Raw genomic sequence first — 26,966 nt, 5'->3', positions numbered from 1 at the left:
TGCTCAGTGCGGATAGACCACGAACTTGGGTGCGGAACCGCCCGTGGACGGCGGCACACGATAGTGACGCAGAGTGAACTGCATCATGTCGCGGAACGCCGTATTGGCGATCACCGCGCCCCCACCGCCGGGCGCGTACGCGAAGACCGCGATCACGTACCGGGGGTTCTCGGCAGGAGCCATGCCAATGAACGAGGACACCTCGCCTGGCTGCTTCTTGCCGTCCACCAGCCGCCACCCGGTGCCGGTCTTGCCCGAGACCCGGTAGTCGGGAACCGCGGCGGTCAGGCCGGTGGCGTGATCGACAGTGGTGACCGCCTCCAGCATGGTGCGCAGGGCTGCCGCGTTCTGCGGGCTGAGCACCGACCGGGTGACCGGAGCCGGAGCGGGTGTGCGCTTGCCGTCCGGGGCGATCACCTCCTTGATGAGGTGCGGCTGCACGTACGTGCCGTTGTTGGCGATGGCGGCGTACGCGGCGGCCATCTGCAGCGGCGTGGCGTCGACGCTGTGCCCGATCGGCACCGACCCGTACGACGATCCGCTCCACTCGTCGGCCGGCAGCAGTCGCCCGCTGGCCTCCCCCGGCATCCCCTCGCCGGTGGGTTTGCCCAGCCCGAACCGCTTCTGGTAGTCGATCAGACGGTCCCGGCCGAGCTTGTTGGCGATGGTGATGGTGCCGACGTTCGACGAGTAGGCGAGCATCCCGGGGATGCTCATCCGTTTACCGTCGGCCTTATGCGTGTCGGAGAACCAGGTGTCACCCATCTTGATGTTGTTGGCGATGGGCAGCGTGGTGTCCGGGGTGATCACCCCCTCCTGCAGGGCCGCGCCGTAGGTGATCGCCTTGTGGATCGAGCCGGGGTCGACGACGAAGCTGGTCGCCGCGTCCTCCCGGGCGACCGGGTCGCTCGGGAGCGGCTTCGCCGCGCTGTAGGTGGGGTTGCTGGCCTGGGCCAGCACCGCACCGGAGGGGATCTCCATGACCACGGCCGCGCCGGTGCCGCCCGGCACCTTGGCCATGCCCGCGCTGAGGATCTGCTGCGTCCGGAACTGCAGGTCACGATCGAGGGTGAGGCACAGCGAGCTGCCCGGCTTGGCGGGAGTCGTCCGGCTGTAGCCACCCGGGATCGGTGCGGCGAGATCGCCGAGTCCGGCCTCGTACACCCGCTTGCCGTCCTGACCGGCGAGCACGTCGTTGTAGCGAGCCTCCAGCCCTTCCAGCCCGACCATGTCCTGGCTGGTGAAGCCGATCAGGTTGGCCGCCAGGTCACCGCCGGGCACCTCGCGGCGCTCGTCGCGGTGCACCCAGATACCGGGCAGCTCCAACGCCTGCACCCGCTTGGCGTTCGAGATCTCCACCCCCCGGGCCAGATAAACGAATCGGGACGCGATGCCGTTCTCCAGCTTGCGGGGCTGCATCAGCTCGACGAGCTTCGACGCCTGGATGCCGAGCAGCGGCGAGAGCGCCTTCGCGGTGCCCTGCGGGTCCTTGACCTCGGTTGGGTCGGCGAACACGTACCGTGCCTCGACACTGCGGACCAGCGGCGCGCCGGTGCTGTCGTAGATCGCGCCCCGCGACGCGGGCAGCTCGACGGTGCGGGTGCGGTCGGCGGTGCCACCCCCGGCGTACGCCGGGGTGTCGACCGCCTGGAGGAAGATCAGCCGGATCCCGATGGTGACGAACAGCGTCAGCGCCAGCGCGGTGCCCAGCCGCAGCCGCAGCCGCGAGTCGGCCAGCTTCGGCGGGCGCGGTGGCTTGCGGGACGGCCGCCGGGCCGCCGGGCGGTCGGTGCGCCGCGGCGCGCGCGGCGTGGTCCGGCGGCGCGGCGGCGGTTCGTCGACACCCGGGCCACGGGGGGTACGCGGCGCGACGGTGCGCACCACGCCGCCACGTCCGGCGGCCGGGGCGTCGCGCCGGCCAGCCCGGGCGGCGGCCCGACCGCCGTCGAGCACCTGCAACGCCGGCCGGAACGGGTCGCCGGACCGGGTGCTGCGCGGCGTACGCCGCTGCTCGGCGCCCTGACCGCGCGCCGGAGTGCCGCGCTCCTCACGGACGGTCCGGCCCCTCGGCGTGTACGCCCGAGCGCCGGAGATGCCCCCGATGCCCGGCTCGCTGTTGCGCGGCTCGCCGTCAGTGGGGCCTGCCTCACGCGAAGAACCGCGCCGGGCCCCTTTCGGGTCCCGGCGCGGCTCGTCCGACCTTGGTGCCACCGGTCAGCCTCCCGCACCCTGGCTGGTCACCGACGGCTGGCCGCTCGCCGGCTGCGGCACCCCGATGGTCTTGCCGTCCGGCAGCCGGACGTAGCCCGGCTCGCCGGCGTCCACCAGACCCAGCCGCCGGGCCTCGGCGGTCAGGTTGCCCGGCGCCTCGTACTCGGCGATCTGCTTGTCCAACTGCTGCTTCTCCAGGTCCAGCCGAGCCTGCTGCTGCTGCAGCCGCTCCTTCCGGAACGCATTCTCATTGATCTTGGTGTTGATCGCCAGGATGCCCAGCACCCCACCGACCACCAGCACCACGATCAGCGCCGCGAACGGCGCGCGCGGCACCGACATCGGCGGCGGCGGCGCCACCCGCAGCCGCGGCGGGCGGGCGTTGGCGGTGACGCCGGTCTTCTCGACCGGCCGCAGCGCAGCGGAGCCCTGGGTCGGGAACTCGCGCGCCCCCCGGGCGCGAGTCTCCCCCTGCCGGTTCACTCGATCGATGCGTGGCGTACCGTTCCCGAGGCGCGGAGCCCGCTCCGCCGCGGTCCGGCCCCCCGACCGCGGTGCGCGCTGCCCGCCGCCGGTGACGTCCCGGCGGTCGCGCTTGTCATTGTTCATGTCCCTCCCCCTCAACATCCGTCCCTCTGCCGTCCCGGCGCCCCTGACCCCCCACGGATCAGGCGGACCCCGTGCCCGGTTGGTGCATTCCCTTCACCCGTCGGCGAGACCGTTCGCGGTCGGTCCGCCCTTGCTCTGTCGCGTTCGGGTCGAGTCGTTCCGCTGCCCGCAGCCGCACTGATGCGGCCCGCGGGTTCGCGGCGACCTCCGCCTCCCCGGGCAGTTCGGCGCCCCGGCTGAGCAGCCGGAACGTCGGACCGGACCCGGGAAGCTCGACCGGGAGGTCGACCGGGCCCTTGTTGCGGACCCGGTCCGCGAGCGCCACCTTGGTGAGCCTGTCCTCCAAGGAGTGGTAGGACAGGACCACCATGCGACCGCCCACGGTCAGTGCGTCGAGTGCGGACGGCAACGCTGCTTCCAGCGCTGCCAGTTCTCTGTTTACCTCGATCCGTAAAGCCTGAAACGTTCTCTTTGCCGGGTGCCCACCCGTTCGTCGGGCTGGCGCCGGAATGGAGTCCCTGACCAGCTCCGCCAACAGCGCCGACGAGGTGATCCGGGCGCGTTCCCGTTCCCGGAGGATCGCCGAGGCGATCCGGCCGGCGAACTTCTCCTCGCCGTAGACCCGCAGCACCCGGGCCAGGTCCGGATGCGCGTAGGTGTTGACCACCTCTTCGGCGGTCACCCCCCGGGTCTGGTCCATCCGCATGTCCAGTGGAGCGTCCTGGGCGTACGCGAACCCGCGGTCGGGCGCGTCCAACTGCAGCGACGAGACACCCAGGTCGAACAGGATCCCGTCGATGCCCGGATAACCCAGCCGGTCCAACACCTCGGGCAACTCGTCGTAGACGGCGTGCTCCAGATGCACCCGGTCGGCGAAACGGGCCAGCCGGACCCGTGCGTGAGCGAGCGCCTCGGTGTCCCGGTCGAGCCCGATCAGGACCGTCTCCGGGTGCGCCTCGAGCACCGCCTCGGCATGCCCGGCCAGGCCGAGCGTCGCGTCGACGTGGACCGTGCGCCCGCCTCGACCCAGCGCGGGGGCCAGTAGCTCGAGACAACGCTCAAGCAGCACCGGCACGTGCGTGCCGCGCAACTCCCCCATGTTGACCCCCACTGGTTGAAACGTCCGTTCTCCTCGTGCGCCTGTCGTCGGACGGCGCTGCCGTCGTACCGCCAGATCCCCATCCGCTCCCGCCCGACACCGGATCGTCGCCCGATGACTGGATCGTGCGCCTGGCACCGGGGAAGTGATGCCAGGAACTCGAAAGCGGCTGGAGATCTCGCAGTACGTCGGGCGCCATTCCGCCCTACAGACCGCCGGGCAGCACCCCCTCCTCGATGTCGGCGAAGTCGTCTTCGCTGTCGGCGAGGTAGGTCTCCCAGGCGACCTTGTCCCAGATCTCCACCCGCGTGCTCGCGCCGATCACCACCAGTTCACGGTCCAACGCGGCGTACGCCCGCAGGTGGGCCGGGATGGTGACCCGACCCTGTTTGTCCGGAACCTCGTCGTGCGCACTGGCGAAGAAGACCCGGCTGTAGGCCCGGGCCGCCTTGTGCGTCATCGGCTGCGCGCGCAACTGCTCCGCGATCCGCTGGAACTCAGGGGTCGGGAAGACGTAGAGACAGCGCTCCTGCCCTTTGGTGACCACGACACCCCCCGCCAGCTCATCCCGGAACTTGGCCGGAAGGATCAACCGGCCCTTTTCGTCCAGGCGCGGAGTGTGGGTGCCGAGAAACATCGGCCCTACCCCCTCGCCCCTGAGCGGCGTTCGCGGCGCCGCTGACCCCCCGGGCCGGTGAGCCCTCCCGGCCTCACCATTGGTCCCCACTCTACTCCACTTCCCTCCACCCGCAACCAGAATCGCCCGCGTGGCGTGCCCGATCGGAGGGCAAAACCGCACGTCACAAGGGGTGGAGCGGAGTGGAGGGCCTCGGCGGCCCTCCGGCGTGGTCCGCTTTCCGACATAGATCGACTCCGTCCGGTGGACGCCCACCTGGCCGCCCGCACTGCCACCACGGCCGAACGGTTCACCGTCGGCGGCGATCTGGTGGGGCGGGCGGTCCGGTAACCTCGCTCGCGTGACGGACGCGAAAATGCCCCTACGGGCCAAGGTGGCCAGCTCCGTGTCACGGACCGCCGCGGCGCTCTCCCGAGCGGCCGGCCGTGGCGACGGTTCGGTGATCGGCGGGTGGATCGGCCTGAAGATCGACCCGGACCTGCTGGCCCACCTGTCGGCCGGGCGTGCGATCGCGCTCGTCTCCGGCACCAACGGCAAGACCACCACCACGCGGTTGACCTCCGCCGCGGTCGGGGTGCTCGGCCGGGTCGCCACCAACTCGTTCGGCGCCAACATGCCCAGCGGGCACACCTCGGCACTGGCCAAGGCCGGCAGCACCCCGTACGCGGTGCTCGAGGTGGACGAGCACTACCTTGCCCAGGTGCTGGAGGCGACCGAGCCCCACGTGGTCGCGCTGCTCAACCTCTCCCGCGACCAGTTGGACCGCGCCAAGGAGGTCGCCATGATGGCGCAGCTCTGGCGCGCGGCACTGGTCCGGCACACAAACGTACGAGTGGTGGCCAACGCCGACGACCCGCTGGTGGTCTGGGCAGCCACCCCGCCGGGCGACCCCGCGCGGGGCATCAATGCGCCGCACGTGACGTGGTTCAGTGCCGGCCAGCGCTGGCACGACGACTCCTGGGTCTGCCCGGAGTGCGGCTCCACCATCCAGCGCTCCGGCGAGCAGTGGTGGTGCACCGGCTGCCCGCTGCGCCGACCGGAGCCGCACTGGGTCGTCGAGGACGAGGGCGTGCTGGACCCCACCGGCGCCTGGCACAAGGTCTCCCTCCAACTGCCCGGCAAGGTCAATCTCGGCAACGCGGCGACCGCGCTGGCCGTGGCCGCCGAGTTCGGCGTCCGCCCGGTCGACGCGGTGTCCCGCCTCGGCATCGTCACCTCGGTGGCCGGCCGCTACGCGCAGGTCGACAAGGACGGGCGCAACATCCGGCTGCTGCTGGCGAAGAACCCGGCCAGCTGGCTGGAGGCGTTCGACATGGCCGACGACGCGCCGACCCTGCTCTCCATCAACGCGCGCGACCCCGACGGTCTGGACACCTCCTGGCTCTACGACGTCGACTTCGCCCCGCTCCGCGGCCGGCAGGTGTTGATCACCGGTGACCGGGCGTACGACCTGGCGGTTCGGCTGGACGTCAACGACGTGGCGTTCCAGCACGTCCGCACGTTCGCCGACGCGCTCCGGTCGGTCCCGCCCGGGCGGCTGGAAGTCATCGCGAACTACACCGCGTTCCAGGACATCCGAGCGGAGTTGGACCGTGTCATCTGAGAGTCTGCGCATCGTCTGGATCTACCCCGACCTGCTGTCCACCTACGGCGACCGGGGCAACGCCCTGATCCTCGCCCGGCGGGCCCGCCAACGCGGCATGCCGGTCGAGGTCCTGGAGGTTCGTTCCGACCAGCGACTGCCGGCGACCGCCGACATCTACCTGGTCGGCGGCGGCGAGGACGGCCCGCAGGCGCTGGGCGCCCAGCGGCTGCTCGCCGACGGCGGCCTGCACCGGGCGGTCGCCCAGGGTTCGGTGGTGTTCGGCGTCTGCGCCGGCTACCAACTGCTCGGCACCTCCTTCTTCGCCAAGGGTGTGCAGTGTCGAGGGCTGGAGTTGCTCGACCTGCAGTCCGACCGGGGCGAGAGCCGGGCCGTGGGCGAGCTGGCCGGTGAGATCGACCCCCGGTTGGGCCTGCCCCCGCTGACCGGTTTCGAGAACCATGGCGGCCGCACCCACCTCGGCCCGGAGGTCTCCCCGCTGGCCCGGGTCACCGCCGGGGTCGGCAACGACGGCGCCACCGAGGGCGCGTGGCGCGGCAAGCTGCTCGGCACCTACTCGCACGGCCCGGCGCTGGCCCGCAACCCGGCCCTGGCCGACCTGCTGCTGCGCTGGGCCACCGGAGCACACCAGCTCCCGCCGCTGGACGACACCTGGTCGGACCGGCTCCGCAACGAGCGCCGCTCCGCAGTGGCCGCCGCCCGGGCATGATCCGTGCCGTCCGGCGGCTGCTCCGACAGCCGTCGGCCGCTCGGTTCGCCCTGCTCGTGCTGCTGATCGGCGGCTGCGGGCTACTGCTGCTCCTGGTGCCCCGACCGGATCCGGAGCAGCTGCCGCTGCTGGCCGACCGGCTGGGTGACTTCGCCCCGGTGGCGGCGATCCTCGGCGGCGCGCTGCTGCTGGTCGCGCTGGTTCCGCGAACCTTCATCACGCTCGCCGCAGGCGCGATCTTCGGCCCTCTGGAGGGTGCCGCGTACGCCCTGGGCGCCGCGCTGGTGGCCGCGGCGATCGGGTTCACGGTTGGCCGGCTGCTCGGGCGGGAGTTCGTGGCCGAACGGGTCCGTGGTCGTCTGGCCCGCCTCGATGGCTGGTTCGCGCGGCAGAGCGTGCTCGGTGTGATCACCGTCCGGCTGCTGCCGATCGCCGGCTTCGGACTTGTCAGCTACGGCTATGGCACGACCGGCGCACGGCTGCTGCCGTTCCTGGTCGGCAGCGTCGTCGCCTCCGCACCGACCGCCTTCGGCTACGCGGCGATCGGTGCCGCGGTCAGCTCGCCCGGCCACATCAACTGGTACGCCGCCGCCCCGTCCAGCCTCGGCCTGATCGCCAGCCTGGTGCTCGTCCACAAGTGGTGGCGCACCGAGCGCCGCCGCCGCACCACCACGCCCGTGTAACCCCCTGCCCACCCCGCTCCACCCCTCCCCTCCCGCGATCTTGCAGTTTCTGTCCCGGCATTCCCGGACACAAGAGGCAAAAGCCAAACCGAAACTGCAAGATCGCGGGGGTGAAGGGGCGGGGCGGGGGCGGGCGGGGGGGTCAGAGCACTACTGAGACCATTCGGCCCTTGACGACGATGACCTTGCGGGGCTCCTTGCCTGCCAGGGCGGCGGCCACCGCATCCAGAGCCGCCGCACGGACGGTCTCCTCAGCGGCGTCGGCGGGGACCTCGATGCGGCCACGGACCTTCCCGTTGACCTGCACCGGATAGGTCACCGTGTCGGCCACCAGCAGTGCCGGGTCGGCGGTCGGGAAGTCCGCGTACGTCAGCGAGGTCTCGTGGCCCAGCTTGCGCCACAACTCCTCGGCCAGGTGCGGGGCGAACGGCGCCACCATCAGCACCAGCGGTTCGGCCACCTCACGGGGCGTGGCCGACAGTTGGGTCAGCCCGTTGGTCAGCTCGATCAGCTTGGCGATCGCGGTGTTGAACCGGATGCCGTCCATGTCACCACGGACTCCGTCGATCACCTTGTGCAGCAGCCGGCGGGTCGCCTCGTCGGCGGGGTCCTCGGTGATCCGCAGCGCGCCGGTCTGCTCGTCGACGACGGCCCGCCAGACCCGCTGCAGGAACCGGTACGAGCCGACCACCGCCCGGGTCTCCCAGGGGCGGGACACCTCCAGCGGGCCCATCGACATCTCGTACACCCGGAAGGTGTCCGCACCATAGGCGGCGCACATGTCGTCGGGGGTCACCACGTTCTTCAGCGACTTGCCCATCTTGCCGTACTCGCGGTTGACCGCCAGGTCACCCAGGTAGTACGCGCCGTCGCGCTCCATGACCTCCTCGGCCTGCACGTAGCTGCCGCGCGAGTCGGTGTACGCGTACGCCTGGATCATGCCCTGGTTGAACAGCTTGCGGAACGGCTCGAACGACGACACGTGCCCCAGGTCGAACAGCACCTTGTGCCAGAACCGCGCGTACAGCAAGTGCAGCACGGCGTGCTCGGCGCCGCCGACGTACAGGTCGGTGCCCCCACAGTCGCCGTCGCCGCGCGGGCCCATCCAGTAGCGCTCGTTCTCGGTGTCGACGAACCGCTCGCTGTTGGTCGGGTCCAGGTAGCGCAGCTCGTACCAGCAGGAGCCGGCCCACTGCGGCATCACGTTGGTCTCGCGGGTGTAGCGCTTCGGCCCGTCACCCAGGTCCAGCTCGACCTCGACCCAGTCGCGCCGCCGGGACAGCGGGGTCTCCGGGTTGCTGTTCGCGTCGTCGGCGTCGAACGTCTTCGGGGAGAAGTCGTCCACCTCCGGCAGCTCGACCGGCAGCATCTCCTCCGGCAGGGCGATCGCCGCGCCGGTCTCGTCGTAGACGATCGGGAACGGCTCACCCCAGTAGCGCTGACGGGAGAACAGCCAGTCACGCAGCCGATAGGTCACCGCGCCGGTGCCGTGCCCGTTCGCCTCCAGCCAGGCGATGATCGCCGCCTTGGCGTCGGCGACCCCCAGGCCGTTCAAGTCCAGGCCGCGCTCGGGCGCGGCGCTGTTGATCGCCGGGCCGTCCCCGGTGTACGCCTTGCCGTCGAAGCCCTCCGCCGGCTGCACGGTACGCACGATGGGCAGCTCGAAGACCTCGGCGAACGCCCAGTCCCGTTCGTCCTGGGCCGGCACCGCCATGATCGCACCGGTGCCGTAGCCGGCCAGCACGTAGTCGGCGATGAAGATCGGGATCTGCCCGCCGGTGACCGGGTTGGTGGCGTACGCGCCGATGAAGACGCCGGTCTTCTCCTTGGTGTCGGACTGCCGCTCGACGTCGGTCTTGGCCGCCGCCGCCTTGCGGTACGCCTCGATGGCAACCTGCGGGTTGGCGTGCCCGCCGGTCCAGGTGTCCCTCGTCCCGTCCGGCCACGAGGTTGGTGCCAGCGTGTCGACCAGCTCGTGCTCGGGTGCCAGCACCATGTAGGTGGCGCCGAAGACGGTGTCCGGACGGGTCGTGAACACCCGCACCGGTGCCGCCGCGGTGGGGAAGTCGACGTGGGCGCCGGTGGAGCGGCCGATCCAGTTGCGCTGCATCAGCTTGATCGGCTCGGGCCAGTCCAGGCTGTCCAGGTCGTCCAGCAGCCGGTCGCCGTACGCGGTGATCCGCATCATCCACTGCTTCAGGTTGCGCTTGAAGACCGGGAAGTTGCCCCGCTCGGAGCGGCCGTCGGCGGTGACCTCCTCGTTGGCCAGCACCGTGCCCAGCCCCGGGCACCAGTTCACCGGGGCCTGCGAGACGTACGCCAGTCGGTGGTCGTCGACGACCTGGCGGCGCTCGGCGACACTCAGCCCGGCCCAGGCGCGGCCGTCCGGGGTGGGTCGGTTACCGCCCTCGAACTCGGCGATCAGCTCGGCGATCGGACGAGCCCTCCCCGCGTCGCGGTCGTACCACGAGTTGAAGATCTGCAGGAAGATCCACTGAGTCCAGCGGTAGAAGTCGGTGTCGATAGTGGCCACCGAGCGGCGCTCGTCGTGCGCCAGCCCCAGCCGGCGCAGCTGCGCCTTGTACCGCTCGATGTTCGCCACGGTGGTGGTACGCGGGTGGGTGCCGGTCTGCACCGCGTACTGCTCGGCGGGCAGGCCGAACGCGTCGAAGCCCATCGCGTGCAGCACGTTGCGGCCGGCCATCCGCTGGTAGCGGGCGTAGCAGTCGGTGCCGATGTAGCCCAGCGGGTGACCGACATGCAGGCCGGCGCCGGACGGGTACGGGAACATGTCCAGCACGTACAGCTTCTCCGCACCGGCGCGGGGATGTGTCGGGTCGGCCAGCGGGCCGGTCGGGTTCGGTGCGTGGAAGGTGCCCTCGCGCGCCCAGGTGTCCTGCCAACGGATCTCGATCTCGTCGGCCAGGGCTGCGGTGTACCGGAACGGGGGAATGTCGCCCGCCGGTGCGGCTGCCTCACTCATCGTCTCTCCTCGCTTCGCTTCGCTTCGTCTCGGCACCACCGGGCCGGGCCGGCGGCGGGCACAAAAAAGCCCCTCGCGCGGGAGGGGCCGCCGTGCTGTCGCGCGTTCAGCGCATCAGCACGGCCCGATAAGAAGCAGGAAGACTCCGGCCATGTCCGGCAGTCTACCCCGCCGACGGTTCGGCGTGCGGCGGCCTGGGGTGCGCCGAGGCGGGTCCCCCGACGTGGCGAATATCGGGGCGTAACCGACGGACCACCTGCGGGGGTCGGCGAGAACGACAAACATGGTTAGCCTGAGAGGCTAGTGAGAATCCTGCGGCAAAAGAGGCTCGACGTCGCGAACCCAACGGCGGGTCCAGGTGCTCTCTTTAGAGCTGCCGTGACGGCGACGAGGAGGAGGCCCGTGACACAACAGACCTGGGACGAGGTGGGCGGCCTATTGCCGCACGACGAGTTCCGCGCCGCCAGCGAGGCCATCGTGGCCAACATCGAGCAGGTCATCGAGGGTAAGACCGCCACTGTGCGGCTCGCCCTGGCCGTCCTGCTCGCTGAGGGTCACCTCCTCATCGAAGACGTTCCGGGTGTCGGCAAGACCAAGCTGGCCAAGGCCCTCGCGCGGTCCATCGACTGCACGGTGCGGCGGATCCAGTTCACCCCCGACCTGCTGCCCAGCGACGTCACCGGGGTCAGCGTCTACAACCAGGAGACACACGACTTCGAGTTCCGCCCCGGGGCCGTGTTCGCCAACCTGGTGGTCGGCGACGAGATCAACCGGGCCTCGCCGAAGACCCAGTCGGCGTTGCTGGAGTGCATGGAGGAGCGGCAGGTCACCGTCGACGGCGTGACGTACCAGCTCCAGACCCCCTTCATGGTCATCGCCACGCAGAACCCGATCGAGATGGAGGGGACCTACCCGCTGCCCGAGGCGCAGCGCGACCGGTTCACCGCCCGCATCGCGATGGGTTACCCGGACTCCAACGCCGAGCTGGCCATGCTCGACGGGCACGGCGGCACCGACCCGCTGAACGAGCTGCGCGCGGTCTCCGACGCGGCCATCGTCCGGCAACTCATCGCCACCGTCCGCCAGGTCCACGTCGCGGACGCGGTCAAGCAGTACGCGATCGACCTGGTCACCGCCACCCGGGAAGCCCCCGACCTGCGGCTCGGCGCCTCCCCCCGGGCGACCCTGCAGTTGCTGCGCACCGCCCGGGCGGTCGCCGCCCTGGAGGGCCGCGACTACGTCCTCCCCGACGACCTGCAGGCACTGGCGGTGCCGGTGCTCGCGCACCGGATCATCCCGACCGCCGACGCGCAGCTCGCCCGGCGCACCACCGACGCGATCGTCTCCGAGTTGGTGCACCGCCTGCCGCTGCCACACGACCGGCAGCGCAACCCGTACGACACCCGGCCCGCTTCCGGCAACGGCCGCGCGCCCTACGAGCCGCGGAGGCCATGACGTGCGTGCCGGGCTGCGCGGGCTGACCACCCGCGGGCGCTCCTTCCTCGCCGCTGCGGTCGCGGCAGCGATCTCGGCCGGCATCCTCGGCGAGAAGGACCTGCTCCGGGTGGCGCTGCTGCTGGCCATCCTGCCGTTGCTGGCCGCGGCCTACGTCGGGCGCAGCCGCTACAAACTGGCCTGCAACCGTTCACTGGACCCGCACCGGGTTCCGGTCGGCGCCAACTCCCGCGTGGTGCTGCGCCTACAGAACCTCTCCCGGTTGCCGACCGGCACCCTCCTCCTGGAGGACCGGCTGCCCTACGCGCTGGGCAGCCGGCCCCGGGTGGTGTTGGAGCGGCTCGGCGCGCACCAGGCCAGCTCCGTGGCGTACACCGTGCGGGCCGACGTGCGGGGCCGCTACGACGTGGGCCCGCTGGTGGTCCGGATGACCGACCCGTTCGGGCTCTGCGAGCTCACCCGGTCCTTCCCGAGCACCGACCACCTGACGGTCATCCCGCAGGTCACCCCACTGCCGTCGGTCCGGCTTCCCGGGGAGTACGCGGGCAGCGGCGACAGCCGGGCCCGCTCGGTGGCGGTGCACGGCGAGGACGACGCGGCGACCCGGGAGTACCGGCGCGGCGACGATCTGCGCCGGGTGCACTGGAAGTCCACCGCACGCACCGGCGAGCTGATGGTGCGCCGCGAGGAGCAGCCGTGGGAAAGCCGGGCCACTGTCGTTCTGGACACTCGGGCGTACGGCCACCGTGGCGAGGGGCCGACGGCCAGTTTCGAGTGGGCCGTCTCCGCCGCCGCGAGCATCGCCGTCCACCTGCGGCAGGCCGGCTACAAGTTGCGCCTGGTCACCGGCTCCGGGGTCGATGTGGACGCATCGGAGGCCGGCGGTGACGGGGCACTGCTCGACCACCTCGCGGAGGTCCGCCTGGATCAGCGCGCCGAGGTGGCCGGCCTCGTGCAGCGGGTCCGCCAGCGCGCCGACGGCGGGTTGATCATCGGGCTGTTCGGCACCGTGAGCGTGGCCGAGGCCGAAGTGCTGGCCGGGCTGCGGGGCAACGGTGCCACCTGCATCGGGTTTCTGCTGAACAGCTCCACCTGGCTCAGCCTGCCGGAGAAGGCCCGGGCCGAAGCGGACCACGCGCACGGCGCTGCCGTCCTCGCCATGCTGCAGAGCAGCTGGCGCGTGGTCGGCGTCGACCACGGCGCCCGACTGCCGGCACTGTGGCCACAGGCCGGTCGGGGCTCCCAGGGCTTCGCCCTGCGCGCCGCGCTGGCCGAGACGGTCGCCGGCGGCGTGCGATGAACGGAAGGTTCCCGTCATGATCGCCAGTCGGAACATCGGCGTGGTGGCAGCTGCGGCCACCCTGCTGGCCGCAGCGCCGTTGTCGGCCATCTTCCAGAGCTGGACATGGCTTATCGAGTCCGTCATCGCTGTCGCCGTGGTCGCCGGGGTGGCCGCGTTGACCAGGCTCGCCCGGGCACCACTGTGGGGTCAGCTGCTGGGCATGCTGGCCGGCCTGGTCCTCGCACTGACCTGGTTGTTCCCCAGCGGCGAGGAACTGATCGGCGTCCTGCCCACGCCCGGCACGTTCGCGCACTTCGCCAATCTGCTCACCGCCTCCGCCCAGGACATGCGCTCGTACGGAGTCGAGGTCCCGGACACTGACCCGCTGCTGTTCATCGCCGTGCTCGGCGTCGGCGCGGTCGCCGTACTTGTGGACGTACTGTCCGTGGGGCTGCGCCGGCCCGCGCTGGCGGGGCTGCCGATGCTCGCCATCTACTCGGTGCCGGTCGCCGTCTACGTGGACAGCGTCCCCGCGACGCCGTTCGTGGTGGGCGCCGCCGGTTACCTCTGGCTGCTGGTCACGGACAACGTCGACCGGGTGCGCAGGTTCGGGCGCCGGTTCACCGGTGACGGCCGCGACGTCGACGTGTGGGAGCCCTCTCCGTTGGCGTCGGCCGGCCGTCGGCTCGCGGTGGTCGGGGTGGCGCTGGCGGTGGTGCTGCCGTTGGCGGTGCCCGGTATGACCGGCGGGCTCCTCGACTCTCTCAGTCGGGGGCCGGGCAACGGCACCGGTAACGGGAACGGCTCGGGCGGCAACTCGGGTCGGATCGACTTGTTCGCCTCGCTCGCCGGCCAGCTCAATCAGTCTCAGGTGTCCGAGTTGGTCAAGGTGACCACGTCCGAGCCCAACCCGTTCTACCTGCGCTACGCGGTCGCCGACGAGCTGCGTCCGACTGGTTTCCAGGCGCGCAACCCGAGCGGCCAGCCGGCCAACCAGAACCTGCCCAATCCGGCCGACCGGGCTGGCCCAGGCGTGCAGCAGACCACCTACAAGGCGACCGTCGAGGTCACCAAGAACCTGAGCATGTCGCTGATGCCGGTGTACGCCGAGCCGGTACGCACCGAGGACCTCAACCGCAACTGGCTCTACGACTCCAACCAGCAGGTCGTCTTCTCCAACCGGGAAAACTCCCGGGGCCGGAAGTACTCCTTCGACTACGTCCGTTCGACATACTCTCCCGCGGCTCTGCGAGCAGCACTGCCGCTGTCGACCGACCACCCGGTACGCCGGCAGCTGACCGCCACCCCTGGGCCGGTGCCTGAGGTGGAGGATCTGGTCAAGGGGCTGATCCAGGACAAGCGCACCGACTACGACAAGGTGCTGGGGATCTACCAGTACTTCTCGGCGGACAACGGTTTCAGGTACCGGCTCAGCACCGAGAGCGGCAGCAGCGGGCAGGACATCGTCGACTTCCTGACCAACAAGGTCGGCTACTGCCAGCAGTACGCCGCCTCGATGGCCTGGCTGGTCCGCTCGGCCGGCATCCCCGCCCGGGTGGCGTTCGGGTTCACCAACGGCACCAATCGTGACGGGGACACGTTCACGCTGACCAACCTCAACCTGCACGCCTGGACCGAGGTCTTCTTCAATGGGGTCGGCTGGGTGCCGTTCGACGCCACCCCGGCGTACGGGGTGCCGGGGTCATCCCGGTGGGCGTGGGCACCGGACACTGACGCGCCGGAGCCGTCCGCCCCGGGCACTGGTGTCACGGACACCCCGACGGGCCCCGAGGCCTCGGCTGGTCCGGCCGGGCCTGACAAGGCCGACCGGGACGTCGACGACGGGCTTTCCCTGGCCGGCACGACACCGGCCGAGCAGCCACCGGTCTGGCCCTGGTGGGCGGCGGGCCTGCTGGCCCTGCTGGCACTGCTCGCACTCCCCGCCCTGCGCCGGCTGGCGCTGCGCCGTAGACGGGGTGGCCAGGCGGCGAGCGCCGCTGCGGCCTCCGCAACCGTCGACGAGGGCACCAAGCCGGGGACCCGCGCGGTGGTGGTCGGCGGTGCGGACGCCAACCGGGCACGCGCGGACGCACACGCCGCCTGGGCGGAGCTACTCGACACCCTGGTGGACTTCCGGATCCCCGTCGACCTGACCGAGACGCCCAGGGCGACCGCCGACCGGCTTGTCCGGGACACCCTCAGCGACGACACCGCCGCGATCGGGTCGGCGCAGCTGCTCGGCCGGGCGGAGGAGCGGGCCCGCTACGCGCGGGATCCGCTGACCGGTGAGCGGTTGCTGCCGGCACTACGCGCGGTCCGTGGGGCGCTCGCCGCACGAACCAACCGGCGGACCCGCCTGCTCGCCGCTGTGTTGCCGCCGTCGGTGCTGCTGCGGTGGAGGACCGGCCTGGCGGACACGTCCGGCCGAATGGCGGCGCTGACCGGGCGAGCACGGTACCGGCTGCTGCGCTGGAACCCGCGACGGCTGCTGGCCAACCGGGCGGCCCGCTGACCCACGCTCGTCCAGGTGCGGGGCGGCGGTCCACCGACCGCCGCTCCGCCGGGTACCACCACACCACCCGCCCCAAGCTGGTCCCCCGCCCGCCGCCGCCGGGCCCCGGTCGCCAGCACCTCGATCAATTGCTGGTTAGTAGGTCTGAGCGGCTTTCCCCGCCTACTTTTCATCAATTGATCATGCGGCGGCCCGTGCTGCGGCGTGGACGACGCGCCACAGCCCGCGCAGCGGCATACGCACACGCACTCGGCGGCGGCTTGTCAGCAGCAGAGGGCGCGCGGATACGGGCGCGCGGATACGACGGAGGTCGCCGGGCACCGCCCGGCGACCCGCTCGTCGCGGCGTACAGCCCGCCTCAGCGGCGGGACTGGCTCAGCGGTGCCCCTCCGGGCGCTGCCGCCACCTGTCCTCCATGCGGTCCAGGATCGACGACCGGCGACCGGATCGGCCACCGCGGGGACGGCGACGACTCGTCGTGCCGCCCACCACGTGCAGGTCGGGTGACTGCGCCCGCCGGTGCGACTGCACCGCGTACGCGGCTGACGCCAGCATGACGACGAAGCCCGCCACCGCCAGCGGTGGAGTCTTGATCACCGCGCCATAAACCAGTAGGGCCAAGCCAGCGATGATCACGCCGGCTGCGACGAGCAGGCGACGCCGCGCATGGAAGCGCGGATCGCTGGCGCGCACGGCCGAGGCGAATTTGGGGTCCTCGGCAAGCGACCGCTCGATCTGCTCGAACAGCCGCTGCTCGTGCTCCGAGAGCGGCACGGCACTCCTCCCCGGTCACGCGTTGGTCGGGCCCACTCGGGCCGACAGACCGTGGCAGCCAACCGGCTGCTTACCCGCAAGTCTACGAGGGGGGTCGCGCGTCGGAAAGCGGGACGACCTACGGGTGGGGTGGATTTTCCTTCCGACGGGGATCACGGTCGCCCATCAGACTGGCCGGACCTATGACGGACCGCCCGAAACGGGCAGCAGCGGCGTCCGCGGCAGCTTCCGCTTCGCGCCAACCACGCTCGGGTGCGCCGAGGGTCAGTTGTCGAGGGGCGCCCGCTGCCGGTGCGAGCCCTTCGACCCGAACACCGACGAGTCGGATCCGCTCGCCCGGGTCCAATGCGGTGAATAACGCCCAGACCGTGTCGAACATCTCGCGGGCGGTGTCGGTGGGCACGTCAAGGGTGCGGGAGCGGCTGACGGTGCGGAAGTCGGCCAGCCGCACCTTGAGTGCGACGGTGCGCCCGACCTGCCCGGAGCCCCGCAACCGGACGCCGACCTTCGCGCTGAGCGCGAGCAACGCGCGGCGGATCTCCAACGGGTCGGCCACGTCGACGTCGAAGGTCACCTCGGCGCCGATGGACTTGTCGACGTGCTCGGGGCTGACCCGGCGCGGGTCCCGCCCCCATGCCAGCTCATGCAGGTGCGTCGCCGAGGCGGCACCGACCGCTCGGCGGAGCATGCCCACCGGCGCCTCGGCGAGATCACCGACGGTGGCCAGGCCGAGCCGGCGCAATGCCTCGGCGGCACGCTCGCCCACCCCCCACAGCGCGTCCACCGGCAGCGGGTGCAGGAACTCGAGCACCTGCCCCGGGGGCACGACCAGCAGGCCGTCCGGCTTGGCCCGGGTGGAACCCAGCTTGGCCACGAACTTGCTCGGTGCCACCCCGACCGAGCAGGTCAGCGCCTGCTCGTCGGCGACCCGGCGGCGGATCAGCCGGGCGATGGTGGCCGGGGACCCGAAGAGTCGGCGGGCACCGGTCACGTCGAGGAACGCCTCGTCGAGAGAGAGCGGCTCGACCAGCGGGGTGATGTCCCGGAAGATCTGCATGACCGCCCGGGAGGCGGCCGTGTAGGCGGTGAACTCCGGTGGCAGGAAGACCGCGTGCGGGCAGCGGGCCCGGGCCTGACTGGTCGGCATCGCGCTGCGCACGCCGTAACGGCGGGCCTCGTAGCTGGCCGAGCTGACCACCCCGCGCGGCCCGATCCCACCGACGATGACCGGCCGGCCTCGCAACTCGGGTCGGCGGCGCACCTCGACGGCCGCGAAGAAGGCGTCCATGTCGACGTGCAGGATCGGGCTGCCGGAGTCGTCGGCGTCCGGCCCGAAGCGCGGATCCCCACCCCGGGGCAACGACTGGCTGCGGCCCATCCCGGCAGGTTAACCCGGGGGTACGACACCATCAGCGGCCAGCCGGCCGCAGCACACCCTCAAGCGGCCGCAGCGCCCGCCGATCAGCCGCGCACGACCAGCAGCGGCACGGTCAGCTCGGCGGCCGTGTCCGACCCGTGGTACGCCACCAACTTCGACGCCATCGGCCGCTCGGTGCGACTGGCCATGACCGCGTACGTGTCGTTGCAGATCGCCACCACGTCGCCGATCCGCCCCAGGTGCTCCTCGGGCACCGGCCCGAACCAGCCGGTGGCCACCACCTCGTCGCGGGTGCGTACCCGCGCCGCGTCGCCCAGCACCTCCGACCAGGTGGCCAACACGTCGTCGACCGCGCCCGGCTCGACGTGCAGGTAGCGCACCCGGGCCTCGCCGGCCACCACCCGCACACCGGTACGCAGCCGAGGATCGGTGTCCAGGTCGAAACGATGCGCGGCGGGTATGTCGAGCTGCCCGTGGTCGGCGGTCACCAGCAGTGCCGCGTCCGGCGGCAGGCCGTCGACCAGCTGGGCGAGCATGGCATCCACCTCGGTGGCGGCGTCCCGCCAGGGCACCGAGTCGACGCCGCTGAGATGACCGTGCTTGTCCAGGTCGGCGTGGTATCCGGAGACCAGGGTCGGCCCGGAGCCGGCGGTCAGCGCGGCCAGCATGGCGGCGGCCACCGCGTCCCCGCCGGCGGCGCCCTGGAAGTCACCGCCCCGGTTGGCGGCCAGGGTCAACCCGCTACCGCCGAACTCCGGCCGGCTCACCACGGTGACCGTCACGCCGGCGGCGCGGGCCCGCTCCAACTGGGTGGGAACCGGCTGCCAATGCAGCGGCGACGGGTCGGCGGCCCAGTCGGTGTGGGTGAGCACCCGGTCGGTGCCGGGCACCCGCACGGTGAAGCCGAGCACCCCGTGCGCGCCCGGCGCGACACCGGTGCCCAGCGACACCAGACTGGTCGGAGTGGTGGACGGAAAGCCGGCGATGAGCGGCCGAGCCACCGTCGCCGCGAGCCCGGCGAGGGTCGGCGCGTACGGCGCGGCGGTCGGCAGCTGGTACCAGCCGAGCCCGTCGACCAGCAGCACGGCGATCCGGCGTACCCCGGCCAACGCGGGGACGAGCCCGAGCGGGTCGGCCGCGCCGGGCACGCCCAGCACGGCGAGCGCGCTGGGCAGCACGTCGGCGATGCGGCCGCCGCCGTGGCCCGGCCCGAGGATCTCCATCGGCGACGGCGCGCCACCCAGCTCGGCCCTCATGCCGGCCGGCGGGCGAACAGGTGCAGTTGGGCGGCCAGGTCCCGGTACGGCGGTTGGGCGGCCAGCGCACGTTCCAACTCGACCAGGGCGGCGGGCTGCCCATCGGCGACCGCGGCTGGCAGCAGGTCGGCCAGCACGCGTACACCGTGGATCTCCTCGACCACCAGCCCGGCGGCGCCGAGCAGCGCGGCGGCGTCAGCGGCGTCGTAGCGCCGGCGCAGAGTGTCCCGTGGCCCGGCGGTGCCGGTCGGATCGGCGGCCAACGCCGCCGCGACGTCCAGATGCCCGTTCATCGCACGGCCCAGCACGGCGGCGGCCCGGCCCGCCACCAGCACACTGGCCGCGCCGCCGGGACGCAGCGCGGTGGCCAGCGCGGCCACCACCGGTGTCGGGTCGTCGACCACCTCCAGCACGGCGTGGCAGAGCACCAGGTCGACGCCGGCCGGCTCGACCAGCCCGGCCAACGCGTCACCGTCGCCCTGCACCGCGGCGATCCGGTCGGCCACCCCGGCCTCGGCGGCCCGGCGAGTGAGCGCGGCCAGTGCGTCGGGGCTGGCGTCGACCACGGTGACCCGATGCCCGGCGCGGGCCAGCGGGACGGCGAAACCGCCGGTGCCGCCGCCCACGTCCAGCACGGTGAGCTCGGTGTCGCCGCGCCGGTCCAGCTCGGCGCGGAGCACCGACCAGATCACGGCGGTGCGGGGTGTCAGCGGCGGCCCAGCGAACCGGCCTTGGGTCTGCTCCACCCGGTCGAGCCTAGTGGTCAGGACTCGTTGCCCTCGACCTCGTCCTCCGCCCGGGAACGGCGCTCGTTGGCCACCGGGCCGTTGGTCACCTCGTACTCACGCGAGTCAGCGAGGTGCGACGGCACCCAACCGGCACCCAGCCGGGTCCGCCGGGCGTTGGCGATTCCACCGGTGTACGCGTGATTGCCCGTCACTGTCATTCCCCCTAAAACGGATCACGGGCCACTCTGCCCGCTCGGGGAGGAGTCTCCCGCCCAGCGGCGCTGGAAACCGTAATGTGGATCACTCATCAGCGGAAGTCACGGGAGGCGGGGCCGACCGGCGGCTCGATGGCGTCCAGCCGGTCGGCGACCAGATTGGTCACCCCCTCGTGCCGCTGCAACCGCCCCCGGACCACAAGCGCAGCGCTGGTCCGGGCCACCCGCCGGTAGCGCTGCCACAGCCCCGGCGAACAGGTGACGTTGAGCATCCCCGTCTCGTCCTCCAGGTTGAGGAAGGTGACCCCACCCGCGGTCCCCGGGCGTTGCCGGTGGGTGACGATGCCCCCGACCCGGATCCGTTGCCCCGGCTCCACCCGGCCGAGCCGGGCGATCGGCACCGCACCGAGCACGTCGAGCTGACCTCGGATGAACCGGGCCGGATGACTCTCCGGCGACAACCCGGTCGCCCACACGTCAGCGACCAGCCGGTCCACCGCCTCCATCCCGGGCAGCGTGGGTGCCGCCGCACCGGTCACCGTGCCGGGCAGCCGGCCCGGCCGGTCCTGGGCAGCCGCGCCGGCGGCCCATAGCGCCTGCCGTCGGGTCAGCCCGAAACAGGCGAAGGCGTCCGCGGTGGCCAACGCCTCCAACTGCGCCGAGGTGAGACCGACCCGCCGGGCCAGATCAGGCATGTCCCGGTACGGCCCACCGGTGGTCCGTTCGCCCTCGATCCGCTCAGCCACGTCAGCGCCGAGGGTCCGTACGCTGGACAGGCCGAGCCGGACGGCCGGGCCGCCCAGCCCCCAGGCGTGCGGTGGCTCCCCCGGCCCGCTGCCCCACCGGGTGTCCGGGGTGGACTCCAGCACCGCCTGCGCCCCGCTGGCGTTGATGTCCGGTCGACGGACCTCCACCCCGTGCCGGCGGGCGTCGTCGACCAGGGTCTGCGGAGAGTAGAAGCCCATCGGCTGGGCGTTGAGCAGCGCGGCCAGGAACGGCGCCGGGTGGTAGCGCTTGAGCCAGGAGCTGGCGTAGACCAGGTAGGCGAAGCTCATCGCGTGGCTCTCCGGGAAGCCATAGCTGGCGAACGCGGTGAGCTTGCGGTAGACGTCGTCGGCCAGCTCACCGGTGATGCCCCGCTCGGCCATCCCCTCGTAGAGCCGGTCGGCGATACGGGTCATCCGCTCGACGGACCGTTTGGCGCCCATCGCCCGGCGCAGCTGGTCGGCCTCGGCAGCGTCGAAGCCGGCCAGGTCGATGGCGAGCTGCATCAGCTGCTCCTGGAACAACGGCACACCCAGGGTCTTCTCCAGGGCGTTGCGCATCAGCGGGTGCGCGAAGGTCACCGGCTCCTGGCCGTTCTTGCGCCGGATGAACGGGTGCACCGAACCGCCCTGGATCGGGCCAGGCCGGATCAGCGCCACCTCGACCACCAGGTCGTAGAACTCGCGGGGCTTGAGCCGGGGCAGGGTGGCCATCTGAGCGCGGCTCTCCACCTGGAACACCCCGACCGAGTCGGCCCGGCAGAGCATGTCGTAGACCTCCGGGTCGTCCAGGGTCATGTCACCGAGGTCGAGCCGGGACCCGATCATGTCGTAGCCGTAGTGCAGGGCGGAGAGCATGCCGAGGCCGAGCAGGTCGAACTTGACCAGCCCCACCGCGGCACAGTCGTCCTTGTCCCATTGGAGCACGCTGCGTCCGGGCATCCGCCCCCACTCCACCGGGCAGACCTCGATCACCGGCCGGTCGCAGATCACCATGCCACCGGAGTGGATGCCCAGGTGCCGGGGGAACGTCTGCAACTCGTTGGCGTACTCCACCACCTGCTCCGGGATGTTCTCGACGTCGACCGTGGCGACCGAGCCCCACCTGTCGATCTGCTTGCTCCACGCGTCCTGCTGCCCCGGCGAATAGCCGAACGCCTTGGCCACGTCCCGCACCGCCGACCGGGGCCGGTAGGAGATGACGTTGGCGACCTGCGCGGCGTGCTCCCGGCCGTAGCGGGTGTAGACGTGCTGGATCACCTCCTCCCGGCGATCGGACTCGATGTCCACGTCGATGTCCGGTGGGCCGTCCCGCTCCGGGGCGAGGAACCGCTCGAAGAGCAGCCGGTGCCGGACCGCGTCCACATTGGTGATCCGCAACGCGTAGCAGACCGCCGAGTTGGCCGCCGAACCCCGACCCTGGCAGTAGATGTCCTGGTCACGGCAGAACGTGACGATGTCGTAGACCACCAGGAAGTAGCCGGGGAAGCCCAACTCCTCGATCATGTTCAACTCGTGGTCGAGTTGCGCGTACGCCGCCGGGTGCGCCTGCGGCGGCCCGTAGCGCTCCCGCGCACCGTCGGCGGTCAGCTTCCGCAGCCAGCTCATCTCCGTGTGCCCCGGCGGCACCGGGTACGCCGGCAGCTGCGGCGCGACCAGTTGGAGGTCGAAGGCCAACTCGGCGCCGAACTCCGCGGCCCGAGCCACCGCACCCGGGTACGCGGCGAACCGGGCCGCCATCTCCACACCGCTGCGCAGGTGGGCGGTGGCCGCCGCCGGCAGCCATCCGTCGATCTCGTCCAGGCTGCGTCGAGCCCGCACGGCGGCGACAGTGGTGGCCAGCCGACGCCGGCCCGGGCTGGCGTAGTGCACGTTGTTGCTGGCCACCGTCGGAAGCCCGGCCTCGGCGGCCAGCTCGGCGAGCGCGTCGTTGCGGTCGGCGTCGACAGGATGACCGTGGTCGGTCAACTCCACCGCCACCGTCTCCGCACCGAAGAGCGCGGTCAGCCGGTCCAATTCGCGGGCCGCCGCGTCCACCCCCTCGGTGAGCAGCGCCCCCGGCACGTGCCCCTTGCGGCAGCCGGTCAGCACCAGCACATGGTCGCGCAGTTCTTCGGCGACCTCCTCCAGCTCCCCGTAGACCGGGCGGCCTTTCTCCCCGCCGCGCAGCTGGGCGCGGGCGATGGTGGTGGCCAGCCGGGCGTACCCCTCATGGCCGTGCGCGAGGACCAGCAGGTGCGCGCCGTGCGGGTCGGGTTCGCCGTTCTGCGGACCGGGCAGCCCGAGGGAGAGCTCTGCGCCGAAGATGGTCGGCAGGCCCAACGTACGAGCCGCCTCGGCGAAGCGGACCACCCCGTAGAAGCCGTCGTGGTCGGTGACGGCGAGCGCGGTGAGCCCCAGCCGGGCCGCCTCCTCAGCCAACTCCTCCGGATGGCTGGCACCGTCGAGGAAGCTGAAGTTGGTGTGCGCGTGCAGCTCCGCGTAGGGCACCACGCCGTCGGGGCGGGTCAGCTCCGGCGGCTGGTACTGCTCGCGCCGGCGGCTCCAGGCCGGGGAGTCCCCACCGTCGGCGTCCACGGCGAGCGGGTCCACCACGTGCAGGTGCCGCTCCTCGCGCGACCGCCCGCCCCCGGACCCGCCCGACCTGCCGGAGCCGTCCGACCTGCCGGAGCCGCCGCCTCGCCCGGAGAGCACCCCCTCCAGCTCCGACCAGGGCATCTTCGGGTTGTGGAAGCTCATCGCGCCGCCCGCACGGGTAGCCGAATCCCGACGGCCGGCTCCGCCGACGAGAGGGTCGGTGAGCGATATACCTGTGAGTCATAAATATGACTCACAGGTATATCGCTCACCAGGGCATCCGCCTCCGGCACGGATCGAGCCGACCGGCCTGGACGGGACAGGGCCAACTCAGTCATAGATCGCCTCCACCAACCAGTGGCCGGCCTCGACGGCGAGCAGCAGAGCGGTGCCATCGGCGAGGCCGACCTGGAACCGGGCCCGGCGGCGGGCTTCGGCCGGTGCCCACCAGCGCTCGTCCACCGGCCACGGGCCGACCCAGCCCACGATCTCCGCCGGTTGGCCGGTGCCAACCACCAGCCGGGCCGGTGGGGCACTCACCGCCAACCGCGCGCTGATCACCACCGGCTCACCAACGGCGTCGTGCACAGTCGCCGGGAGCGGGCTGGGCAGCACCACCGCCGGTGCGGGCGCCGGGAGCCGTCCCGGCCACGGCGGAGCCCCGCCTTCACCCCGGCCGGTGGCCGGATCGGCGCCGGCATCGGCCAGCGGGCCGGGGCGGGTGGGGAGGCGTTCGTCGCCCCACGGCACCAGTCGCACCTGGTCGCCCGGGGAGCGCCCACCGCCGAGCACCGCGGTGACCACCGCTTCCGGGCCGAGGATGCCCTGCACACGGCTCAACGCCCGGTGTGCCCGTTCCCGCTCCTCGCCGGTCTCCCCCCACAGGCCGGCTTGCAGACCGGCCTGGGCGATCACCCCGTCCGGGATCAGCCGCAGCCGGATGATGCCGGCCGTCGGTCGAGCCGGTCGGGCGCCAGTGCGGCCGTTGCTGCCGGAGAGCCAACCATCGAGCTGCCAGCGCACCCGGTCGGCGATGGCCGCGGCAGTGAGCAGGCCATCGTGCCGCCACACCCGGTGCAACTCCTGCCCGTGCTCGGTGACCGCCTCGATGCCGAGCCGGGTGCAGGCCAGCCCGTGCCCGGCCAGCCGCTCGTGCAACTGCTCAGCCAGCGCCCGGGCCACGAACGCCGCCGCGTCGACCCGGTCGATCGGCTCGTCGTGCTCGGCGGTCACGGTCAGATCGGCTGGCGGCTGCCGGACGGCGAGTGGGCGGTGATCCCGCCCGGCGGCCAGCCGATGGGCCAGTGCACCGTCGAACCCGAACCGGGCCAGCACGTCGCCAGCCGGCAACGCGGCGAAGTCGCCGAGGGTACGCACCCCCAGCCGGCGCAGCAGGTCGGCCAGCGCCGACCGGCCCAGCGCCTCGACCGGCAACCCGGCCAGGAACTCCGGTGTCCCGCCCGGTGCCACCACCCGGCCCGCGCGAGCGGCCAGACCGGCCGCGAACACCCCGTCGGCGATGCCGACCTGGCTCTCCACCAGGCACGACTGGGCGACGTGCTCGATGATCCGCTCGGCGGCCGCCTCCTCACCGCCGAGGTAACGGCTCGGCCCCCGGGCAGCCACCGCGCAGGCGCCCGGACGGACCACCTCCACGCCGGCGACCAACTCCTCCACTGCGGCGACCACCGGCTCGAACGCCCGGGCGTCCCGGCCCGGGTCATACTCCACGACGGTGAGCTGCGGGCATCGACCCTGTGCCTCCCGCTTGCGCAGCCCTCGGCGCACCCCCTCGGCGCGGGCCCGCTCGGAACAGGCGACCACCCGGTTGGCGTGCAGCACGGCGACCGGGCCGGTTGCCGGCACCCCGTCGACGATCTCGGCGGCGAGCACCGGCCAGTCCGGGCACCACAGCAGCAGAGTCCGTGCCGGCGAACCAGTCACCCCCGACCGACCAGGGCAAGCGGCGCGGCCGGTCGGCCCACGGTGGACAGCACCGTGCGGGGGATCACCCGGGTCAACTCGTCACCCGGGAGCCAGACCTTGATCTCCTTGGGTCGGGCGGCCGCCCCGCGCCCGCGCGCCGAGACGGTGACCTCTCGGCGGCGCAGCCGCCCCCGGCCCTGCCCGAGCCCTTCCCAGACTCCACGAACCACCTGCAGTGTCACGTCCGCGCCGTCCCACCGGCCGTACGGAACGAGCACGCTGCCGCGCTGCCGGGCCCGGGCGGCCAACCGGCTGGCGACCGAGGCGGAGACCGTGGCCGGCACGGTGGTGACCACGACGTCCACCCCGTCGATCAGCGCGGCGACCACGGTGGCCCACTCGGGGCCGGGGTTCGGCACCAGGGCCAACCGGTCCAGGGCGATGCCCAGCTCAGCGGCCGCACCCGCACCGAACGTCGGCACACCGACCACCGCACACCACGAGCCGGCCCGGGACGCCTCGGCCAGCAGAGCCAGCATCAGCGAGGTGCCACCGCTGCGCCGGGGCTGGCCGGCGGCAACCGCGATGGTGCTCCCCCGGCGCAGGCCTCGGTTGGGCAGCAGACCGGTCAGCTCGGGCACCACCGGCAGCACCCGGTGGCCGCCGACCGGGTCGGGTGCGCTCGCCGGGCGCACCAGATCGGCCAATGCGGCGGAACCGACCACCATGCGGCCCGCCATTGGGACCAACCCCCCGTCGTTGCTGTGGATCAGATCAGGACCTGCACGCCGTGTCACCGGCCGCCCGGCTCCCCCCGCGGGGCGGCCGGTGGCACGGCGGGATCATGCGGCGAGGCCGTCCAGGGATGGTTGGTGGACCATGCCGAGCGCGGTCTCCACCACCGTGACGAACTGTTCGGCGGCGCGGAGCAGATCGTCGGCCTCCCGGGCGCTGACCACCCGGGGGATGCCGGCCTCGGCGGCGGCGCGTTTGCTGGCCCCGGCGGCGAAGAACCGAGACCACTCGTCGAGCTCCGGAGCGACGGAGCAGAGGAGGACCCAGACGCTGGTGATCCGGTTGCGCCGACTCGGCGCGGGCCGGGCACGGGCGGCAAGCAGAGCAGCCGCCGCGCGCAGCGCCGCCAGGTGGGCAGCCGCGTAGCGCAGGCCGTCAGGTCGGGTCTGGCTGGCCTCGACCAGCCCGCGCCGGGCCAACGTGAGGAGTTGGGCGGGGGTGCGGTGCGGCAGCACATGCGCCGGCACCGTCGGTGCCTGAGCCGGGTTGGTCGGCATGGATGTCTCCTCCACATGGCCGGGGCATCGCCTCGGCGCGCTGGTGCCGCCGATGAGACGCCGAGGTCGGGTGGTGCGGAGGAAGACGCACCGGGTGTGGCCGGCCGGATGTGGATGCTTCCCCACACCACACCCGGCCGGCGTACCGGCGGGTGCGTCGCGCGCCCCCCCGGGGGGGTGGGGGGCGCGCGACGCGCCTGCCAGGGGGGGCCCGGCGCGCGCCGGCCCCGCAACCCAGGTGCGGCCCGCGGCGCCCCACCCCCCCCGGCGGGC

The 26,966-nt window shown here is 72.4% G+C and carries 19 protein-coding genes and 1 pseudogene; 6 read left to right on the top strand and 14 right to left on the bottom strand.

Annotated elements, in window-relative coordinates:
• Positions 1-3: 3 nt before the first annotated feature.
• The 4 genes and pseudogenes from ACLQ28_RS26795 to mraZ form a co-directional block, all read right to left on the bottom strand.
• The gene (locus ACLQ28_RS26795) at positions 4-2,211 is read right to left on the bottom strand and encodes a peptidoglycan D,D-transpeptidase FtsI family protein (RefSeq protein WP_425689032.1); all 2,208 of its coding nucleotides are present in this window, start codon (positions 2,209-2,211) and stop codon (positions 4-6) included.
• 3 nt (positions 2,212-2,214) lie between these two features.
• Positions 2,215-2,820, bottom strand: coding sequence for a hypothetical protein (locus tag ACLQ28_RS26790; RefSeq protein WP_425689031.1), 606 nt, complete (start codon positions 2,818-2,820; stop codon positions 2,215-2,217).
• Positions 2,810-3,919: pseudogene (gene rsmH, locus ACLQ28_RS26785) on the bottom strand (16S rRNA (cytosine(1402)-N(4))-methyltransferase RsmH). Before rsmH ends, ACLQ28_RS26790 begins: the two are co-directional and overlap by 11 nt.
• Before the next feature lie 205 nt (positions 3,920-4,124).
• The gene (gene mraZ / locus ACLQ28_RS26780) at positions 4,125-4,556 is read right to left on the bottom strand and encodes a division/cell wall cluster transcriptional repressor MraZ (protein ID WP_124817664.1); all 432 of its coding nucleotides are present in this window, start codon (positions 4,554-4,556) and stop codon (positions 4,125-4,127) included.
• A gap of 355 nt (positions 4,557-4,911) precedes the next feature.
• Between mraZ and ACLQ28_RS26775 the strand changes: the two genes are divergently transcribed.
• From ACLQ28_RS26775 to ACLQ28_RS26765, 3 genes are read left to right on the top strand one after another with little or no spacing between them, the layout of a single operon-like run.
• Complete coding sequence (locus tag ACLQ28_RS26775; RefSeq protein ID WP_425689132.1) at positions 4,912-6,159, top strand: MurT ligase domain-containing protein; 1,248 nt, start codon at positions 4,912-4,914, stop codon at positions 6,157-6,159.
• A complete protein-coding gene (locus ACLQ28_RS26770) occupies positions 6,149-6,868 on the top strand; it encodes a type 1 glutamine amidotransferase (protein WP_196925380.1) in 720 nt (239 codons plus the stop codon). The genes ACLQ28_RS26775 and ACLQ28_RS26770 overlap by 11 nt, the downstream gene beginning before the upstream one ends.
• Entirely contained in the window at positions 6,865-7,551 is a 687-nt protein-coding gene (locus ACLQ28_RS26765; RefSeq protein WP_425689030.1) for a TVP38/TMEM64 family protein, read from the top strand. The genes ACLQ28_RS26770 and ACLQ28_RS26765 overlap by 4 nt, the downstream gene beginning before the upstream one ends.
• A 142-nt stretch (positions 7,552-7,693) precedes the next feature.
• Here the strand turns inward: ACLQ28_RS26765 and leuS are convergent, their stop codons facing one another.
• Positions 7,694-10,534, bottom strand: a complete 2,841-nt coding sequence (leuS, locus tag ACLQ28_RS26760) for a leucine--tRNA ligase (RefSeq protein WP_425689029.1) — start codon at positions 10,532-10,534, stop codon at positions 7,694-7,696.
• 402 nt (positions 10,535-10,936) lie between these two features.
• Here leuS and ACLQ28_RS26755 point away from each other — a divergent pair, with 402 nt between their 5' ends.
• From ACLQ28_RS26755 to ACLQ28_RS26745, 3 genes are read left to right on the top strand one after another with little or no spacing between them, the layout of a single operon-like run.
• On the top strand, positions 10,937-11,989 hold the full coding sequence (locus ACLQ28_RS26755; RefSeq protein WP_355387873.1) for an AAA family ATPase: 1,053 nt from the start codon (positions 10,937-10,939) through the stop codon (positions 11,987-11,989).
• A 1-nt stretch (position 11,990) separates the two neighbouring features.
• Positions 11,991-13,289: a DUF58 domain-containing protein gene (locus ACLQ28_RS26750; RefSeq protein WP_425689028.1), complete on the top strand. Its 1,299-nt coding sequence runs from the start codon at positions 11,991-11,993 to the stop codon at positions 13,287-13,289.
• Positions 13,290-13,305: 16 nt separating this feature from the next.
• Positions 13,306-15,783 (top strand): transglutaminase TgpA family protein, encoded by a 2,478-nt coding sequence (locus ACLQ28_RS26745; protein WP_425689027.1) that lies wholly within the window; start codon positions 13,306-13,308, stop codon positions 15,781-15,783.
• Positions 15,784-16,158: 375 nt separating this feature from the next.
• On the opposite strand, the gene ACLQ28_RS26740 is transcribed toward ACLQ28_RS26745, so the two are convergent.
• The 9 genes from ACLQ28_RS26740 to ACLQ28_RS26700 form a co-directional block, all read right to left on the bottom strand.
• Positions 16,159-16,557, bottom strand: coding sequence for a DUF3040 domain-containing protein (locus ACLQ28_RS26740; RefSeq protein ID WP_110564093.1), 399 nt, complete (start codon positions 16,555-16,557; stop codon positions 16,159-16,161).
• 118 nt (positions 16,558-16,675) lie between these two features.
• Positions 16,676-17,935: a DNA polymerase IV gene (locus ACLQ28_RS26735; protein ID WP_425689026.1), complete on the bottom strand. Its 1,260-nt coding sequence runs from the start codon at positions 17,933-17,935 to the stop codon at positions 16,676-16,678.
• 83 nt (positions 17,936-18,018) lie between these two features.
• Positions 18,019-19,191 carry an alkaline phosphatase family protein gene (locus ACLQ28_RS26730; RefSeq protein WP_425689025.1) on the bottom strand — a complete coding sequence of 391 codons (1,173 nt, stop codon included), beginning with the start codon at positions 19,189-19,191 and terminating at the stop codon, positions 18,019-18,021.
• Positions 19,188-19,958 (bottom strand): methyltransferase domain-containing protein, encoded by a 771-nt coding sequence (locus ACLQ28_RS26725; RefSeq protein ID WP_425689131.1) that lies wholly within the window; start codon positions 19,956-19,958, stop codon positions 19,188-19,190. Before ACLQ28_RS26725 ends, ACLQ28_RS26730 begins: the two co-directional genes overlap by 4 nt.
• Positions 19,955-20,131, bottom strand: a complete 177-nt coding sequence (locus ACLQ28_RS26720; RefSeq protein ID WP_425689024.1) for a hypothetical protein — start codon at positions 20,129-20,131, stop codon at positions 19,955-19,957. Before ACLQ28_RS26720 ends, ACLQ28_RS26725 begins: the two co-directional genes overlap by 4 nt.
• 95 nt (positions 20,132-20,226) lie before the next feature.
• Positions 20,227-23,637, bottom strand: a complete 3,411-nt coding sequence (locus ACLQ28_RS26715) for an error-prone DNA polymerase (protein WP_425689023.1) — start codon at positions 23,635-23,637, stop codon at positions 20,227-20,229.
• Between the two features lie 168 nt (positions 23,638-23,805).
• Entirely contained in the window at positions 23,806-25,419 is a 1,614-nt protein-coding gene (locus tag ACLQ28_RS26710) for a DNA polymerase Y family protein (RefSeq protein ID WP_425689022.1), read from the bottom strand.
• Positions 25,416-26,141 carry a hypothetical protein gene (locus ACLQ28_RS26705; protein WP_425689021.1) on the bottom strand — a complete coding sequence of 242 codons (726 nt, stop codon included), beginning with the start codon at positions 26,139-26,141 and terminating at the stop codon, positions 25,416-25,418. The genes ACLQ28_RS26710 and ACLQ28_RS26705 overlap by 4 nt, the downstream gene beginning before the upstream one ends.
• Before the next feature lie 102 nt (positions 26,142-26,243).
• The gene (locus ACLQ28_RS26700; RefSeq protein ID WP_425689020.1) at positions 26,244-26,693 is read right to left on the bottom strand and encodes an SAV_6107 family HEPN domain-containing protein; all 450 of its coding nucleotides are present in this window, start codon (positions 26,691-26,693) and stop codon (positions 26,244-26,246) included.
• Positions 26,694-26,966 lie beyond the last annotated feature (273 nt).

The sequence above is a fragment of the Micromonospora sp. DT201 genome (genome assembly GCF_049841575.1).
In the GTDB taxonomy this organism is placed as follows: Bacteria; Actinomycetota; Actinomycetes; order Mycobacteriales; family Micromonosporaceae; genus Micromonospora.
Note: the sequence above shows the minus strand (reverse complement) of the source record. Positions and strands in the feature narration are given on the sequence as shown.